This is a genomic window from Asticcacaulis biprosthecium C19, assembly GCF_000204015.1.
Classification (GTDB): domain Bacteria; phylum Pseudomonadota; class Alphaproteobacteria; order Caulobacterales; family Caulobacteraceae; genus Asticcacaulis; species Asticcacaulis biprosthecius.
The window spans coordinates 534837-552853 of the sequence record NZ_GL883080.1 but is presented as its reverse complement, the minus strand read 5'-3'; the positions used below and the strand labels follow the sequence as shown (position 1 = coordinate 552853).

The window sequence follows — 18017 nt, the reverse complement described above, 5'->3', positions numbered from 1 at the left end:
ACCAGGCCGATATAGGGCACCAAAGGCTTCAGGGCGTCCAGGCCATAGGAGGCCACCACCGACCCGATCAAACCGAACACCCCGATTGGGGTCAGTTGGATGATCCACCGCGTCAGGCGGAACATGACCTGAGAGCCTTGCTCAACAATGACACCCAACTCTTTGGTTTTGCTTCCCAAAGCGCCGATTGCCGCACCAACCAGAATAGCAAAGAAGACGATGCTCAGGACCTGGCCTTCGGCGAAACTCTTGAAGATGTTCGACGGCACGATACCGGTTATCACATCCACTGCCGGCGGGATGACCTTGGGCGTGACATCCGCCAGAGGCAAGCCCGTAAGCCCGCTACCGGGCTGGAAATACCAGCCAATCGCCAGGCCGATCGACACGGCAATGATTGATGTGATCATGAACCACATGACGGTATAAAGGCCCAGGCGCACCGCCCTACCCCCGCCGGCCGCATCCTCGCCCTGGCCCAGCCGCGCCACCGATGCGGCAATCGTGAAGAACACCAAAGGCGCCACCAGCATCTTGATGGCGCGAACAAAGGTATCGCCGATCGGATTCAGGACCGGGAGAGCCGCCTCGCCCCAGATCAAGGCCACGGCAATGCCGGCGGCAAAGGCGATCAAGGTCCTGAGCCAGAAAGGGATTTTGCCAAGCGCCGTCAACATGATGATTTCTCGCGTAACCAGTCCGGAACATATGAGGCCTGTCGCCGCAATCGACGAACTAAAAAAATTGCGGCCACACATGAATGCCGCTAAAGCCAATGAAAATTCCAGCGGAAAAGTCATGTCGCACAATACCTTCGGCCATCTGTTTCGAGTCACCACGTGGGGCGAAAGCCACGGTCCGGCGCTGGGTTGCGTGATCGACGGCTGCCCTCCCGGCATTCCCCTGACCGAAGACGACATTCAGTGGGCCATGGACCGGCGCAAGCCCGGCGGGTCGCGCTTTGTCACGCAACGCCGCGAGGCCGACGAGGCCAGGATCCTGTCCGGCGTCTTCGAAGGCGTCACCACCGGCACGCCCATTTCAATATTGATCGAAAACACCGACCAGCGCTCCAAGGACTATGGCGACATCGCCCGCCAGTTCCGCCCTGGCCATGCCGACTACACCTACTTTGCCAAGTACGGCGTGCGCGATTACCGCGGCGGCGGCCGTTCCTCGGCCCGTGAAACCGCCGCGCGCGTCGCTGCCGGTGCGGTGGCGTTGAAGGTCCTGCAAACCCTGGTGGGTGGCATCGAGGTTCGCGGTGCCCTGGTGCAACTGGGTATCCACAAGGTCGACCGCGACAACTGGGACTGGGCCCAGACCGCAGAAAATCCGTTCTTTTCGCCCGATGCCGCCTCGGTGCCGGCCTGGGAGGCCTATCTCGATGGTATCCGCAAGGCGGGTTCCAGCATAGGCGCCGTTGTTGAAGTCGTGGCCGACGGTGTCCCGGTGGGCTGGGGCGCGCCGCTCTATGCCAAGCTCGACTCCGAACTGGCCGCCGCCCTGATGACGATTAATGCCGTCAAGGGCGTCGAAATCGGCGAAGGCTTCGGTGCGGCCGTGCTGTCGGGCGAAGACAATGCCGATGAAATGCGCATGGTGGACGGCAAGCCGGTGTTCAAATCGAACCATGCCGGCGGTGTTCTGGGCGGCATTTCGACCGGTCAACCGGTCGTCGCCCGCATGGCGCTGAAACCCACCTCCTCGATCCTCACCAAGCGCGAGAGTATCGACACCTCCGGGCAGGACGTCGAGCTAATAACCAAAGGACGCCACGATCCGTGCGTCGGCATCCGCGCCGTTCCCGTCGCCGAAGCCATGGTCAGTTGCGTGCTTCTGGACGCCTATCTGCGTCATCGCGGCCAGACCGGCGGCAGAGTTCACGAAGTCGGGAATTAACCATCAATCGTTGCCAGCAGCCGATTACCGTTCCATAATGTCAAAAAGACGGGGATGGAGGGATGGTCATGTTGTACACCGGCACACCGGGCAACGACACCTATACCGGCACCAGCGACAATGATACGCTGAATGGCAATAGCGGTCAGGACAGCCTGCAGGGCGGCTTCGGCGACGACCTTGTCACCGGCGACGATGGTGACGATCACCTGCTGGGTGGCTGGGGCAGCGACAGCTTAAGTGGTGGCGGCGGCTATGACGTGCTGGACGGCGAGTTCGGCAACGATGTTCTGAGCGACAGCAGCGGCGGCAGCACCCAGAACGGTGGAACCGGTTTTGACACCTTGACCGGTGGCAGCGACGCGGACGTCCTGAACGGCGGGGATCATGGCGACCAATTAGAGGGCGGCGGCGGTTCGGATATTCTCACCGATGGCGCGGCGGGCAATACCGACCAGGACACCCTGATGGGTGGGGCTGGCGACGATATTCTGCTGAGCTACGGCGGGGCCGACCGTGTCGACGGCGGTGCCGGTCTGGATGCCGTGGTGCTGAACCTGTCGGCGTCATCCCAGGCCGTGTCGCTCGATATGGCCCAGGCAGCCACGGCTTCCGGCATGACCCTGGATAGTGGCACAGTCCTGGTCAATATCGAGCTGGGTGAAATCACGGGCGGATCCGGTCATGATACCCTGACCGGCGCCGGCCAGGCCGACTTCTTTGCCGGAAGCGCTGGTAACGACCAGCTTTCGGGTCGGGCGGGCAACGATTTGCTGGACGGCGGCGATGGCGAGGACTGGCTGACTGGCGGTGCAGGTAACGACACCCTGTTCGGCGGCGCCGGCAGCGACACCGCCGACTATTCCGCGGCCGGTGGCGCCGTCCAGGTGGATCTGACCCTTAACACCGCCCAGAACACCAATGGCGGCGGGATCGATGTCGTCACCGGCATCGAGCATCTGATCGGTTCGGCCTTTACCGACCTTTTCATCGGTACCAGCGCCGCCAACCGCTTTGACGGTGGTGCCGGGGCCGATACCCTGGCCGGGGGTGCCGGGGACGACAGCTATGTCGTCGATAGCGCGGCCGACGAGGTCATCGAGAAGGCCGGCGAAGGTGTCGACCATGTCTTTGCCGCCATTAGCTATGCCCTGACAGGGAGCTTCGTGGAGTTCCTGACCCTGACCGGCACCAGCAATATCAATGCCACCGGCAATGGCATGAACAACTTCCTGATCGGCAATGACGGCAACAACGTTCTGGACGGCGCCACCGGCCACGACCTGATGGCCGGCGGACTGGGGGACGACACCTACTTCGTCCAGGCGGCCGGCGACAATGTCGTCGAAGAGCATTTTGCCGGCAACGACACAATCTATTCCACCGTCAGCTACAGCCTGTTCGGCCGGGCGGTCGAGACCCTGATCCTGACGGGCGCCGCCCATAGCAGCGCCACCGGCAATTCCCTGGCCAATGTGCTGACCGGCAATTCGGGCAACAACCTGCTGGAGGGCGGTGGCGGCAAGGACACCCTCACCGGCGGTTTGGGCAATGATACTTATGTCATCAATTCTGCAGGGGACGTGATCGTCGAGGGCGCCGGCGAAGGCATCGACACGGTGCGGGCGTCGATCCACTACACCCTGGCGGCGGACAGCGCTATCGAAGCCGTGGTGCTGACGGGGTCGAGCAAGATCAACGCCACCGGCAATGCCCTGGACAATGCCCTGACCGGCAATAGTGGCAACAACCGTCTGCAGGGCTGGGACGGCAATGACGCCCTGGCCGGCGGGGCGGGGAATGACAGCCTGAGCGGCGGGACCGGACGCGACAGCCTGTCTGGCCAGGACGGCAACGACACCCTATCCGGCGGCACCGGCAATGACGCCGTCACGGGCGGCAACGGCACGGATCACCTGGACGGCGGCACCGGCGACGACACCCTGGCCGGCGGCACCGGCAATGACAGCTACGTTGTCGATTCCTCCGCCGATTCGATTCAGGAACTGGCCGGTCAGGGGCTGGATCGCGTCACCAGCAGCGCGTCCTATACCCTGGCCGCTAATATTGAAGAGCTGTGGCTGTCGGCGGCAGCGCTCCGCGCGACCGGCAACGCGCTCAACAATTTCATCGCAGGCTGGGATAATGCCAATGTGTTGGATGGCGGGGCTGGCAACGACACGCTGAGTGGTGGTTTCGGCAATGATACCTATCACGTCGACTCGGCAAGTGATGTCGTTGTCGAGGGCGGCAATCAGGGCATTGATACGGTCGTATCCAGCGTGTCCTTTGCGATGGCCGGCAGGTGGATCGAAAACCTGACCCTGACCGGCTCGGCCAATCTGGCCCTGACCGGCAATGAGTTGAACAATGTCCTGACCGGCAATGCGGGCCATAACCTGATCGATGGTGCGCTCGGCAACGACACGATGGCCGGCGGACTTGGCGACGACACCTACGTCATCACCAGCACAGGGGACGTGGTCATTGAGGCGGCTGGCGGCGGTTACGACACGGTGCGGATCACCTATTTTGGCAACGGAAACTATGTCCTCGCCGAAGGTGAGATTGAAGCGATCGCCCTGGTCTCGGCGGGCAACTACAACGCCACCGGCAACAGTACGGCCAACACCCTTACCGGCAATAATTCCAATAACTGGCTCAATGGCGTCCGCGGCAATGACACGCTGGAAGGCCGACTTGGCAAGGATACACTGGACGGCGGCGACGGCAAAGACTCCATGTCAGGGGGCGCGGGAGACGACGTTTATTATGTCGACTCGGCCGGCGACGTGGTCTTCGAACTGGTCGGTGAAGGCAATGATACCATCCGCACCTATGGCAGCTACAGCCTGGCCGGAACCGAGGTCGAGCGGCTTCATCTGCAACCTGCGTCAGGTGACTTCACCCTGACCGGCAATGACCTGAACAACGAACTGGCGGCTAATGGCGGCAACAACCTGTTGGATGGCGGCGCCGGCGCCGATACCCTGCGTGGGGGTCTAGGGAATGATACCTATGTCGTCGACGACAAGGGTGACACGACCAACGACTTCGACAACGGCGGTATCGACCTGGTATTGAGTTCGTCCAGTCACACGGCCGGCGCCTATATCGACGACGTTACCCTGACCGGCAGCAGCAATGCCAACGCCACAGGCAACGACCTCGACAATCGCCTGACCGGCAATATCGGCAATAACCTGCTGAACGGCCTGGCAGGCATCGACACCTTGACCGGAGGGCTGGGCAATGACACTTACGTCATCGACAGCCTGTCCGACGTCGTGAACGAAGGTGCGGCCCAGGGAACGGACGAGATCTGGTCGACCCTGAGCTATTCGCTGGCCGGGCGGCAGGTGGAGACCCTGACCCTGCTCACAGGCGGCGCTGTCGCCGCGACCGGGAACGAACTGGACAATGTCCTGAACGGGAACGCCAATGGCAATGTGCTGGATGGCGATGCGGGCGCGGATACCATGGCCGGTGGCAATGGCCAGGATACCTATTTCGTCGACAATAGCCTTGATGTCATTGTCGAGGCGGACCGTGGCGGCGAAGACCAGGTCACGACGGCCTTTTCCTATGTCCTGAGCGCCAATCTGGAACGCCTCACCCTTACGGGCACAGCGGATGTCAACGGCACCGGCAACGCCGTCAGTAACACGCTGACCGGCAATGCCGGAGTCAATGTCCTGACAGGCGGGTTGGGGGACGACTATTATGTCATCCAGACGACCGGCGACACGGTCGTCGAACTGGTCGGCGAAGGCTATGACTCGGTCGAAACTTCGGTGACGTTCAACGCCAGCGGGACTGAGGTCGATCGCATCGTCCTGTCGGGAACGGACAACATCAACGCCACCGGAAACGGTCTGAACAACCAGCTTCTGGGGAATGCCGGCAACAATCTGCTGGAAGGCGGCGGCGGAAATGATTCGATCACCGGCGGCATCGGCAACGATATCCTGGACGGTGGAACCGGCGCCGATACCCTACAGGCGGGTTCGGCAGCGATACCTTCATCATCGATAATATCGGCGACCGGATCAACGACAACGGAGGCGCTATCTGGTCGTACATCAGTTACGAGATCACCGATGACCAGGTTTCGTACCTGCGGCTGCTCGGCACTGCCGATATCAACGGCACGGGCAGCGAAGAAGGCGGCGATCAGATCTACGGCAATTCCGGAAACAACATCCTTCGTGGCGAGGGCGGTGATGACCGCCTGGACGGCGGAGAAGGCAATGATACCCTGATCGGTGACAGTGACTCCGATTACTTCGTCTTCAACCTGAACAGCGGTCAGGATGTGCTTGACGAGGTTCAGGATGTCGATTTCCACGATCGCATAAATATCAACGCCTATACGCAAGGCGTGGCCAATGAGAGCCTGGTAACTCAGGTGGGAAACTACGCCGTCATCCACCTGGGTGGCGGCAATACAATTTCGGTCTGGGCTTTGGTGGAAGACATCCTGCCCTGCATCATCTGGTGAGGAGAGACACGCATGTTGTACACGGGCACACCGGGTAACGATACCTTCGCTGGCGGCAGCGATAACGATACGGCGAATGGCAATGGCGGCAACGACACCCTCCTGGGCGGAGTCGGCAATGATGTGATCACCGGCGACGACGGTAATGACAGCCTGAACGGCGAATGGGGCAATGACAGTCTGTACGGCGGTGCCGGGCTGGATACCCTGGACGGCGGTTTCGGCGACGATGTCCTCATTGACAGCGACGGCGGCAGTTTGATGAACGGCGGCGACGGGTTCGACACCCTGGCCGGCGGCACCGGCACCGACCAACTCAATGGTGGCGCCAATTCGGACTCGCTGGAGGGCGGAGGCGGTTCCGACGTCCTTACCGATGGTGAAAGCGGGGATGTCACCGCCGATACCCTGTTGGGGGGAACCGGAGACGACGTGCTTATCAGCCGAGGTGGCGCCGACACCATCGACGGCGGCGACGGCATCGACAGCCTGATCCTGGACCGGACCGCCTATGCCGGCGCCCTCGTTATAGATCTGGCCCAGATGGCGACACCGGGCGGAACGGTCCTGGGCGACGGAACGCGAATTTCCTCGGTCGAACTGGCCGAAATCCGCAGCGGCTCGGGTAACGATACGCTTTTGGGGGCTGGTGCAGCCGACCGGCTGCAAGGTGGCGCCGGCCAGGACAGCATCAGTGGTGGCTCGGGCCATGACCGGCTGGACGGTGAAGACGGCGACGACCTGCTGCTGGGTGGCGGCGGCAACGACACTCTGAGCGGTGGCAACGGCACCGACACCGTCAGCTACGCCAACGCAGGCGGCGCCGTGACGGTCAATCTGGCGCTGGCAACCGCTCAGAATACCGGCAGTGGCGGCACGGACATGCTCAGCGGTATTGAGAACGCGAACGGATCATTCTTTACGGATATCCTGGTCGGCAATACCGCGGCCAACAGTCTGGACGGTGGCGCCGGTGCGGATACGCTGGTGGGCGGCGCAGGCAACGACAGCTATGTCGCGGACCATGCCGGCGACACCGTCCAGGAAAGCGCCGGCAACGGGGTGGATATCGTCTATGCCAGTCTGAGCTGGACCCTGGCCGGCAATGTCGAAAATCTGATCCTCAGCGGCGGCGACATCAACGGGACCGGCAACGGGCTGAACAATGCGCTGACCGGTACGGCCGGCAATAATGTGCTGGATGGCAAGGGTGGCAGCGATATCATGACCGGCGGGCTGGGGGACGACACCTATTATGTCGATCATATCCAGGACAATGTCGCCGAACAGCACCTGCAGGGCACCGACACGATCCTGTCCAGCGTCAGCTACTCGCTCTTCGGCCGCGCCGTCGAAACCCTGACCCTGACGGGGGCGGCGGTCAGCGCGACGGGCAATGGCCTTAACAATACCCTAACCGGCACCGACAGCAACAATGTGCTGGATGGCGGCGGCGGGGCCGACAAGCTGGTCGGCGGGCTGGGCGACGACACCTATTATGTCGACCATATCCAGGACAATGTCGCCGAACAGCATCTTCAGGGCAATGACACTGTCTTTTCAACGGTCACCTACTCGCTGTTCGGACGCGCGGTGGAAGCCCTGATCCTGACCGGGGCCGCGCATATCGCCGCCACCGGCAACTCCCTGGCCAATACCCTGACCGGCAACAGCGGCAACAATGCTATCGACGGCGGTGACGGAAACGATACCCTGACGGGCGGCGATGGCCAAGACAGTCTGAACGGCAATGTCGGTGCGGATTCCCTGGCCGGCGGGACCGGTGACGACAGCTACGTCGTGGATAATGTCGGCGACGTCGTCCTTGAACAGGCCGACCAGGGCCGCGACCGGGTGACCACCGGATTATCCCACACACTCAGCGCCAATCTCGAAGACCTGATCTTGACGGGCAGCGCCCTCACCGCCACCGGCAACGGGCTGGACAATGCCCTGACCGGGACTGACTCCGCTAATGTGCTCAACGGGCTGGGCGGCAACGACACGCTGAGTGGCGGTAAGGGCAACGACACCTATTATGTCGACTCGGCGGGGGATACGATCGTCGAAGCCATCGGCGGCGGCACCGACCTCGCCCTGGCCAGCGCCAGCTACGTTCTGGCGGATACGGCCCGGGTAGAAACCCTGACCTTGACCGGCTCAGGCAATTTGGATGCGACGGGCAACATCGCTGCCAATACCGTAAACGGCAATAGCGGCAATAACCGGCTGGATGGCGGTGGCGGCCTCGATACCATGATCGGCGGACTGGGTGACGATACCTATTACGTCAACAGCCTGGATGTCGTGATCGAAGCCACCGGCGGCGGCTACGATTCGGTTGTGCTGCAAAGCTATGACCGTACAGACTTCGCGCTGGCGGCGGACAGCGAGATAGAGGCTGTGACGATTATGGGTAACGGCCAAATTTCTGTGGTCGGTAACGGTTTCAATAACCGCCTTGACGGGAACAATGCCCATAACCGGTTCGATGGCCGGGCGGGAAATGACGAACTGCTGGGCCAGGGTGGCAATGACTCGCTTTACGGCGATGAAGGTAACGACACGCTCAATGGGGGCGCTGGTGGCGACCGGGTGAACGGCGGCGCCGGTGACGACTCCATGACCGGAGGCCTCGGTGACGACACCTATTATATCGACTCAGACAGTGACGTCGTGATCGAACTGGCCGACCAGGGCCTGGATACGATTCTCGTCAATGCCAGCTACAGCCTGGCCGGAACCCATATCGAAGGCCTGCAGTTGAACGTAGCGACGGGGAACTTCAACCTTACCGGCAATGAAGCCGCCAACCGGATTGCCGGCAATGATGGCGACAACCTGCTGGATGGCGGCGCTGGCGCCGACAGCCTGCTCGGTGGCACGGGAAACGATACCTATGTCGTCGATGACGCGGGAGACCTGCTTTACGAAGACGCCGACGAAGGTATCGACACGATTGTGACTTCGGTCAGTTTCGAGATGAGCTTCTTCTATCAAGATTTTGAGAACATCACGCTGACGGGCAGCGCCTACAGCGCCAAAGGCAACAGTCGCGCCAATGTTCTGACCGGCAACTCTGGGAACAATTACCTTGATGGGTCTGCCGGCAACGATACGCTGATCGGTGGTGACGGCAATGACATCTATGTCCTGTCCGGACTGGATCAGATCATCGAGAGCGAAAATGGCGGTACTGACCAGGTTTCGGCAGACACCAGCTACAGTCTGGAGGGGGCGGCGGTTGAGAACCTCACCCTGCAGAACACGTCGGCGGCGCTCAATGCCACGGGCAACGCCCTGAACAACTACCTGACCGGAAACAGCTATGCCAACCTGCTGGATGGTGGCGCCGGCGCCGATACCATGGTTGGCGCCAAAGGTAACGATACCTATGTCGTCGACAACAACGGGGACGTCGCCGTGGAGACCAGTTCCCAGGATGGCAGGGATCTGATTCAAACCGCAGGATCCTATACGCTGGGTAACTTTATCGAAGACCTGACTCTGACAGGCAGCGGCAATATCGACGGAACCGGCAACGCGCTGTCCAATGTGCTGACCGGCAATGCCGGGATCAATGTGCTCAATGGCGGCGCCGGCCACGACACCTATTATATCCAGAACGTCGGCGACACGGTCGTCGATACGGCTTCAGGAAACGATGTGGTGTTTTCCCTGGTATCTTTCGTTCTGAGTGATGGTGTGGAGAGGCTATCCCTGCAAGGGACGGACAATCTGACCGGCACGGGCAACAGCGGGGATAATCAGGTAAGCGGCAATGCCGGGAACAACCTGCTCGAAGGCGGGGGCGGCTTCGATATTCTGTTCGGCGGCAATGGCAACGACACCCTCACCATTGATGGCAATGACGAAGCCAACGGGGGTGGTGGGATCGATACGCTCTTCTCCTCGGTCTCCGTCGACCTGGACGTCGGCGAGGACCAAAATGGACATGTCTTTGGCTTTGAAACCGTGATCCTGACGGGCAGTGACGACGCGAGTATTTATGCCGGCGGCGTAGGCAACGAGTCTTTTTATGGCAATACCGGCAGCAACTACTTGTACGGGGGAGACGGTGACGATCGGCTGGATGGCGGCGTCGGTAATGACGACCTGGACGGCGGCGACGGCGCCGACCTCTTCCTGTTCAACCTCGATAGTGATCAGGATAAAGTCGACAACTTTACCGGCAGTGATGGCGACCGGATCGATGTCAGCGCCTATACGGGCGGTGTCGCCAATGTCGGTATGGTGTCCCAGGTCGGGTCGCATACCGTCATCGACCTGGGCGACGGCAATACCATTTCGGTGCAGTACACCACGATCAATGATGTCCTGCCCTATATCGTCTGGTAAAAACGCGCACAAAAAAGGGAACAGCCATGGCCTATTTTAACGGGACACCCGACAACGACACCTACACTGGCGGCGCCGGTAATGACGGTATCACCGGCGTCGGCGGTGATGATGTGCTGAGCGGCGGCGACGGGCTCGACACCCTGTTTGGCGGCGACGGCCACGACTGGATCGACGGCGGTGACGGCGACGACATAATGGGCGGCGGCCTGGGCGACGACACCTTCGTCGTCGACAGTGCGGGTGACACCGTCCTGGAAGGCACCAACCAGGGGATCGACCTGGTGCGGGCGTCGGTCAGCTTCTCGCTGGCTGGGCGGCAGATCGAATTCGTGACCCTGACCGGTGCGGCGCACATCAACGCCACAGGCAATGGGTTTAACAACCTTCTGACCGGCAACTCCGGCAACAACCTGCTGGATGGCGGCGCCGGCAGCGACATCCTGACCGGGGGCTTGGGGGACGACACCATGACAGGCGGGGATGGCGACGACATCTTCTATGTCGATTCAGCCGGTGACCTTGTCTTTGAGAATTCGGGCGAGGGCGCCGATATGGTGGTGTCCAGCGTGAGCTACAGTTTGTTGGGAACCGGGCTGGAGCACCTGACCCTGAGCGGCGCGGCGAACCTCAGCGGCAAGGGCAACCAGCGCGCCAATGTACTGACCGGCAATAGTGGCAACAATGCCTTGGACGGCGACGCCGGCAATGACACCCTGACCGGTGGCGCCGGTGACGACACCTATTATATCAACAGCAAGGGCGATGTGGTGGTGGAAAACCACTACGAGGGCCATGACAGCATCGTGTCCAGTGTCAGCTATTCCCTGTTCGGCCGCGCCGTGGAGGACCTTAGCCTGACCGGTGCCGGCCACCTCACGGCTAAGGGAAATTCGCTGGCCAATGCCCTGACCGGTAACAGCGGCAACAATGTCCTGGATGGTAGCACGGGTAAGGACACCATGTCCGGTGGGCTGGGCAATGACACCTATTACGTCAACAGCAGCTATGACTTGGTCAATGAGGCCAGTGGTCAGGGCTTTGACCGGGTCTATTCCAACGCGACGTTTTCGCTGGCCGGACAGTTCGCGGAGGCGCTTTTCCTGACAGGAACGGGAAATACCGATGCCACAGGAAACACGCTGGGGAATCTGCTGGTCGGCAACAGTGGCAATAACGAGCTGGACGGCATGGGCGGTGCTGACACCCTGCAGGGCGGAGACGGCGACGATACGTATTATCTGGGCCTGGACAAGAACGATGTCGTTATCGAAGCCGTCGGCGGCGGTAACGATACGATCCATACAGGGCTGAGAAGCTTTACCCTGGTTGGTCTCGAGGTCGAGAATCTGCGTATGCGAGGGGACTCACGGGAAGGTTTCGGTAACGATCTAGACAATTGGATTACCGGCAATGGTTATAACAATTTCATGTATGGCGGCGCCGGCAACGATACGCTGGACGGAGGCGCTGCACATGACGTTATGACCGGTGGGACGGGAGACGACGTCTACTATGTTGAGTCGTTGAATGACGTAGTCGTTGAAGATGCAGACAGTGGCATAGACTGGGTTATGGGAGGAAACTCCCACCCCCTGTTCGCTAACGTCGAAAACCTGACCTTGCTGAATGATAATGCTGTGAACGCGACGGGCAACGGACTGGACAACCGGCTGGAAGGCAATACCGGGAACAATGTCTTGACCGGTGCCGGCGGCGCGGATCTTTTCGTGTTTTTACAGGACAGCGGGGCGGACAGGATCGCCGATTTGAACGGCGCTGAAGGCGACAGGATCAATATCAGCGCCTATACCGGCGGTGTCGCCAACCCAGCCATGATCAGCCAAGTGGGCGCCGATGTCCTGATCCACCTGGGCGACGGCAATACGGTGCTGATTCTGACCGATACCGTTGACAATGTAGCGCCGTACATCGTCTGGTAGACGGCCGAGACGGCAATCGTTAGGATTGTCGCGCATCATTTTCTTGGGGGGATAGAATGAAGTTGTGGATTGCGCCTGCCTTTTTGCTGATCTTGGCGTCTGCAGCGCAGGCCGAAACGCTGGAACAAAAGCCCATCGATCAGGTTTGCGCGGAACGCGCCTGCCGGGCTGGCGGCTACGAGGCTGCCGTCTTTGTCGACGACGACAATAATTTCACGCCTATACCGGTAGCCCGTTCCCCTTACGTCTTGGAAGACGGTGACATCCTGGTCTATCCCGGTGAAACCTTTGCCGTGGTGTTTCCTGCCGAGGGTGACAATCCGGGCAAGCCAACGTTTCACAAGGCTTTTGCCGGTCATTTCCCCACCCTGACAGTCCAGGGTGAAACGCTGGGCGACAATCCGCTGGATGGAAATCTCCCTAAGATCGACGGCGAATTGTCGGCAGAAAAGTTGGCCCATCTTCCGCCGAATACCCTCATTATCTCCTACGGCCAGAGCGCCAGGCGACCGGCGATGATGCTAACCCTTGACCATAACATGACCAGGACGCTGAAGTTGGACGCCACCATGTTTCTAATAGAGCCCGGAAATTATGACTCACGGTACACCTCGACGTGCCCTTTGCAATCCAACATTACCCTCTATGAATCGTGGCCGCACCAGATTGGGCCGATGGTTTTGTCGAATTTTCGCTTCCTGAAGGACGGGGACGATATGGTCTGCAAATAAGCATATTGTAATTGTACTAGTTACATTTATATAGCTGACATCTAAGCGGCATCCGTGATGCCAGAGGGAGATGGAACGATGATCGACAAGAGACCTTTCGATAAGCTGGGCGGCGCCCATCATGGCTGGCTGAATGCCAAGCACCATTTTTCCTTTGCCAGCTATTATGACTCCGCCAAGATGGGCTGGGGATCGATCCGCGTGTGGAACGACGACGAAATCGCGCCCAATTCCGGTTTCCCGCCGCATCCGCACGACAATATGGAAATCATCACCTATGTCCGCGAAGGCGCCATCACCCATCAGGACAGCCTCGGCAACAAGGGCCGCACCGAGGCCGGTGACGTCCAGGTCATGTCGGCCGGGACCGGCATCCGCCACGCCGAGTATAATCTGGAAAGCGAAACCACCAAAATCTTCCAGATCTGGGTGATCCCGAGCGCCCGCGGTGACGCGCCGCAATGGGGCGCCAAGCCCTTCCCCAAGGACGACCGTGCCGGCAAGTTCGTTACCCTGGCCTCGGGGTTCGAGAACGACGGAGATGCTCTGCCGATCCGCACCCCGGCCCGACTGCTGGGCGCCACGCTGTTGAAGGATCAGGCTGAAGTCTACAGGCCGGCCGACACCGGTGCCCCCAGATACCTCTACTTAGTGGTGTCCAAGGGCAGGGTTTCCGTCAACGGCGTCGAACTCGACACCCGCGATGGCGCCGCCATCAAGGACGAGGCAGAACTGACGATCACAGCTTTGGAAGACGCCGAAGTGGTGCTGCTCGACGCAGCCTGAGGACGTCAAAAAGCCCACTGTGGCGCACTGTCACCACCTACCGGAAATTGTGGTTGGTGTCTGGACGAACACAAACGCGGAGCCTAGTGTTTGGCTCCGCGTTTGCTTTTTGTGGAGGCCGACAGTGCGCGTCGCTATCCTTGCTGTCCTTACCCTGGGTTTGAGTGCCTGCGAACCGGAAATTTCCGGCGGTGAACCTGCGGCTGCGCCACAACCACCGGCAGCGCCAGGCGGGCCTGCCGTGCCCGAAGCACCCAAGCCGTTTGTTGGCGGGGTCGACCTCAGTCAGCCCGTGAACCTGATCGGGACAGAGCCGTTCTGGAGCGTGAAAATTGAAGGCGCGACCATGAGCTATTCGTCGCCCGAAGAGCCCGGCAAGCCCTACGTCATCGGCAGCACCAAGATCGTCGACGGGAACAAGGCCGAACTCACCAGCGCCGGGTTGAATGTCACCCTGACGGCGGGCACATGCTCCGACGGGATGAGCGATCGGGTCTATCCTTTGACGGCCGTCGCGACCCTGGATGGCAAGACCCTGAACGGCTGTGCCATCGGTACTGCTGATATGGCTAAGACGAAACCGTAGGCCTATTTCAAACCAACCAGCTTGTGGGTCTGGACGCTCATCCGCCATTGGGGGTGCAGCAGGCAGTAGTCAATCACTGCCTGGGTGTTGGCGGCCTGTCGCGGATTGTCCTTGGGCTGAAGATAAAAGCGTTCGAATTGCATTTCCAGGAAATCGGATGGATCGACATTTTCCTGAGGCCAAACAAGCTTCAATTCTTGTCCACTTGTCTGGTGCAAGCGATTTTGGCCTTTTGGCGAAACGCAAACCCAGTCGATGCCTGCCGGCGCCTTAAGGGTGCCATTGGTCTCGACGGCGATAAAATAGCCGGCTGCTTTCACCGCTGCGATGAGGTCCGAGTCCAGTTGCAAGAGGGGTTCACCACCGGTGAAAACCACCGCTTTCCCGGCCGCCCTGCCCTCACCCCAGACGGCATCGAGCGCGGCGACGACATCGGCCGGGGTAGGGAACCTGCCGCCATTCTCGCCGTCGGTGCCGACGAAGTCGGTGTCGCAAAAGTCGCAGGCGGCTGTCGCGCGGTCCTGCTCACGGCCGCTCCACAGGTTGCAGCCGGCAAAGCGGGCGAAGACATTGACCCGCCCGGCCTGCCCACCCTCGCCCTGCAGGGTGAGGAAGATTTCCTTGAAACTGTACATGGTGGGGATTTAGCGCCGATCCCGATGAAAATCTACCGCTCAGCGTGCTGTTTCATTTCCAGGAAGTGTTCGAAGCCGGTCTTGCGCAATTGGCAGGCCGGGCAGTCGCCACAGCCATAGCCCCAGGGGTGGCGTTCACCGCGTTCGCCCATGTAGCAGGTGTGCGACTCTTCGACGATCAGGTCGACCAGAGCCTCGCCGCCCAGATCCTGCGACAGGGCCCAGGTCTGGGCCTTGTTGAGGTACATCAGCGGGGTGTCGATGGTGAAGGGGCGTTCGACGCCTAAGTTCAGCACCGTCTCCATGGCCTTCAGGGTTTCAGCGCGGCAGTCGGGATATCCGGAAAAATCGGTCTCGCACATGCCGCCGACCAGGTGGTCGATACCGCGGCGGTCGGCCACGGCGGCGGCATAGACGAAAAAGACCAGGTTGCGGCCCGGTACGAAGGACGATGGCAGACCGCGTTCGGTCATGACAATGGCGGATTCGCGAGTCAGGGACGACTCGGCCACGGCGCCGAAGCCTTTCAGGTCACAGACATGGTCTTCGCCCAGCCGCGCCCTAGCCAGGGGATAGACGTCGCGGAACCGGCTTAGCAGGTTCTGGCGAATGGTCATCTCGATGGCGTGGCGCTGGCCGTAGTCGAAACCGATGGTTTCCACCCGGTCATAGGTATCCAGCGCCCAGGCCAGGCAGACACTGGAATCCTGGCCGCCCGAGAACAGGACAAGGGCGGAATTGGCGGCGGGAACCTGGTCCAGATACGCGGACATGACCTCTGGCTTTCTGACGTGAACAAAGCGGAACCCTATTTAGAATGCCCCTTTTGGGGGTTTTGCAAGGGATTTTTGCTGCGGCGCGTCACCGAATTACGGTCGACGGCGCGGTTTAGACTTTGACGCGCGCGGAAACTTGGAGGAAAATGGAGATCAATCCTGGTGGGAATCGTACATGAGCCAACCGCCGTTTTCCAACATGTTCGCCGATATTGTCGGCCATACGCCCTACATGAAGGCGATCGGCGTGCGCTACGTCGGTACGGGGCCGGATGGGGTGACCCTGGCCCTGCCCTATCGCGACGATCTCGTGGGCGATCCCGAGACGCGGGTCTTCGCCTCGGGCGTGGTGACGGCGCTGTTGGACAACACCTGCGGCATGGCGGTGTGGGACCGGATCAACGAGTTCAAGCCGATCGCGACCCTGGATCTACGCATCGACTATATGCGGCCGGCCATGCCGGACAATGAACTGAAGGCGACGGCCAAGTGTTACAAACTGACGCGCTCTGTCGGGTTCGTGCGTGCCTTTGCCTATGAGGTCAGTTCGGACGATCCGGTCGCGGCGGCGCAGGCGGCGTTTATCATCAGCAATCCGGCATTGAGGGCCAAGGCATGAGCGAAGATCTCAGCAAGCTGGCGCGCAAGGAAAGCTGTCATCCGGCGCAGGTTCTGGCAGGCATTCCGTTTGCGCAGTATTTGGGCGTCTATGTCGAACTGGCCGGCGATGAATTGACGGCGCATCTGCCGTTTCAGGACAAGCTGATCGGCAATCCGATGATCCCGGCCCTGCATGGCGGAGTCATCGGGGCGTTCATGGAGATAACGGCCATGGCGCAACTGGCGTTTTCGGAGAAGTTCGACCACATCCCCAAGCCGATCGATGTGACGATTCAGTATTTGCGGTCGGGCAAGCCGGTGCATACCTATGCCCGGGCGGTGTTGAACCGGGTTGGCCGGACCGTGGCCAATGTCGAGGTAAGCGCCTGGCAGGACCAGAAGCATCATCCGATAGCGACGCTGCAAGCCCACTTCCTGATCGGGTAGTTACTCCGCGCCGGGTGTGAACCCGTACTCCCAGTCGTAGGGCACGCCGGTCTCGCCCAGGATCAACTTGACCAGACCTGGGAAGGCCTTTTCCGCGCGAACGTCATTGGCGAGGATGACGACGCAGCGTTGGCCCTGTTCGATACAGACCATCGTGTTACCCGTCGTATCGTTGTGGCCGCCCTTGTAGTAGCCCGGCCCCTGCGGACCGTCGAACACCACCACCCCGAGGCCGGCGTAGAGATCCTTACGTTGCTGTTCTGGTGGAAGTTCCGGCTGGAAGCTGTTGAATTGTGAGCGAGTCGTGATGTGCAGTTGTGGTTTGGTGAGCTCGGCGCGGGACGCTGGCGACAGGCCATCGCCGCGCACCAGGGCGGCAGTGAACCTGGCGATGTCGGTGATGGTGGTGTCCATGGAGCCGGCGGCGCGAACCTTGGAGCGTTCGTCGTGGGGTTCGGTTTGGCCGTCCTCGCCCCAGCCATCGGCCAGGTTGCCGGCAAAGTCCGGGCGCCAGATGAGTGAGGTGCGCGTCATGCCCAGTCGGTCGAATTGGGCCTGGGTCAGTTGGCCGACGTCAAGGTTCAGACCTTTTTCGATGGCGAACTGCAGAAGAATGATGCCGTCGCCAGAATAGGCATAGCGTGCGCCGGGTTCGAAATGGATTTTCAGGCGGCCGTCGGGCTCGAGGAAGCCGAAATTGGCGAAGCCCGTGGAATGAGTCAGGATGATGCGCGGGGTGATTTTCCGCCAG

14 protein-coding genes are annotated in these 18017 nt (G+C 60.7%); 10 read left to right on the top strand and 4 right to left on the bottom strand.

The window, feature by feature from the left end; all coding sequences use genetic code 11:
- On the bottom strand, positions 1-677 hold a 677-nt coding region (locus ABI_RS21010; protein ID WP_245531413.1), incomplete at its 3' end, for a dicarboxylate/amino acid:cation symporter.
- 121 nt (positions 678-798) lie between these two features.
- On the opposite strand from ABI_RS21010, the gene aroC reads away from it, so the two are divergent.
- The 8 genes from aroC (at position 799) to ABI_RS20970 (ending at position 14808) form a co-directional block, all read left to right on the top strand.
- Complete coding sequence (gene aroC / locus ABI_RS21005; protein ID WP_006275084.1) at positions 799-1902, top strand: chorismate synthase; 1104 nt, start codon at positions 799-801, stop codon at positions 1900-1902.
- 62 nt (positions 1903-1964) lie between these two features.
- On the top strand, positions 1965-6164 hold the full coding sequence (locus tag ABI_RS21000) for a beta strand repeat-containing protein (RefSeq protein ID WP_006275083.1): 4200 nt from the start codon (positions 1965-1967) through the stop codon (positions 6162-6164).
- The gene (locus tag ABI_RS26720) at positions 6080-6403 is read left to right on the top strand and encodes a calcium-binding protein (RefSeq protein WP_374188362.1); all 324 of its coding nucleotides are present in this window, start codon (positions 6080-6082) and stop codon (positions 6401-6403) included. The genes ABI_RS21000 and ABI_RS26720 overlap by 85 nt, the downstream gene beginning before the upstream one ends.
- A gap of 12 nt (positions 6404-6415) precedes the next feature.
- A complete protein-coding gene (locus tag ABI_RS20990; protein WP_040309806.1) occupies positions 6416-10762 on the top strand; it encodes a beta strand repeat-containing protein in 4347 nt (1448 codons plus the stop codon).
- Positions 10763-10788: 26 nt separating this feature from the next.
- Positions 10789-12705 (top strand): calcium-binding protein, encoded by a 1917-nt coding sequence (locus ABI_RS20985; protein ID WP_006275082.1) that lies wholly within the window; start codon positions 10789-10791, stop codon positions 12703-12705.
- A gap of 56 nt (positions 12706-12761) precedes the next feature.
- Positions 12762-13436 (top strand): hypothetical protein, encoded by a 675-nt coding sequence (locus ABI_RS20980; RefSeq protein ID WP_006275081.1) that lies wholly within the window; start codon positions 12762-12764, stop codon positions 13434-13436.
- Between the two features lie 78 nt (positions 13437-13514).
- The gene (locus ABI_RS20975; protein ID WP_006275080.1) at positions 13515-14222 is read left to right on the top strand and encodes a pirin family protein; all 708 of its coding nucleotides are present in this window, start codon (positions 13515-13517) and stop codon (positions 14220-14222) included.
- A 124-nt stretch (positions 14223-14346) separates the two neighbouring features.
- Complete coding sequence (locus ABI_RS20970) at positions 14347-14808, top strand: COG3650 family protein (RefSeq protein WP_006275079.1); 462 nt, start codon at positions 14347-14349, stop codon at positions 14806-14808.
- Positions 14809-14810: 2 nt separating this feature from the next.
- Here ABI_RS20970 and queE read toward each other — a convergent pair whose 3' ends face one another.
- Complete coding sequence (queE, locus tag ABI_RS20965; RefSeq protein ID WP_006275078.1) at positions 14811-15443, bottom strand: 7-carboxy-7-deazaguanine synthase; 633 nt, start codon at positions 15441-15443, stop codon at positions 14811-14813.
- A gap of 32 nt (positions 15444-15475) precedes the next feature.
- The gene (gene queC, locus ABI_RS20960) at positions 15476-16216 is read right to left on the bottom strand and encodes a 7-cyano-7-deazaguanine synthase QueC (RefSeq protein ID WP_050808375.1); all 741 of its coding nucleotides are present in this window, start codon (positions 16214-16216) and stop codon (positions 15476-15478) included.
- 178 nt (positions 16217-16394) lie between these two features.
- Between queC and ABI_RS20955 the strand changes: the two genes are divergently transcribed.
- Together ABI_RS20955 and ABI_RS20950 are read left to right on the top strand one after the other, a co-directional pair.
- On the top strand, positions 16395-16838 hold the full coding sequence (locus ABI_RS20955; RefSeq protein WP_006275077.1) for a PaaI family thioesterase: 444 nt from the start codon (positions 16395-16397) through the stop codon (positions 16836-16838).
- Positions 16835-17266 (top strand): PaaI family thioesterase, encoded by a 432-nt coding sequence (locus ABI_RS20950; protein ID WP_006275076.1) that lies wholly within the window; start codon positions 16835-16837, stop codon positions 17264-17266. The genes ABI_RS20955 and ABI_RS20950 overlap by 4 nt, the downstream gene beginning before the upstream one ends.
- On the opposite strand, the gene ABI_RS20945 is transcribed toward ABI_RS20950, so the two are convergent.
- Positions 17267-18017: serine hydrolase domain-containing protein (locus ABI_RS20945; RefSeq protein ID WP_040309805.1), on the bottom strand; the 751-nt coding region annotated here is incomplete at its 5' end.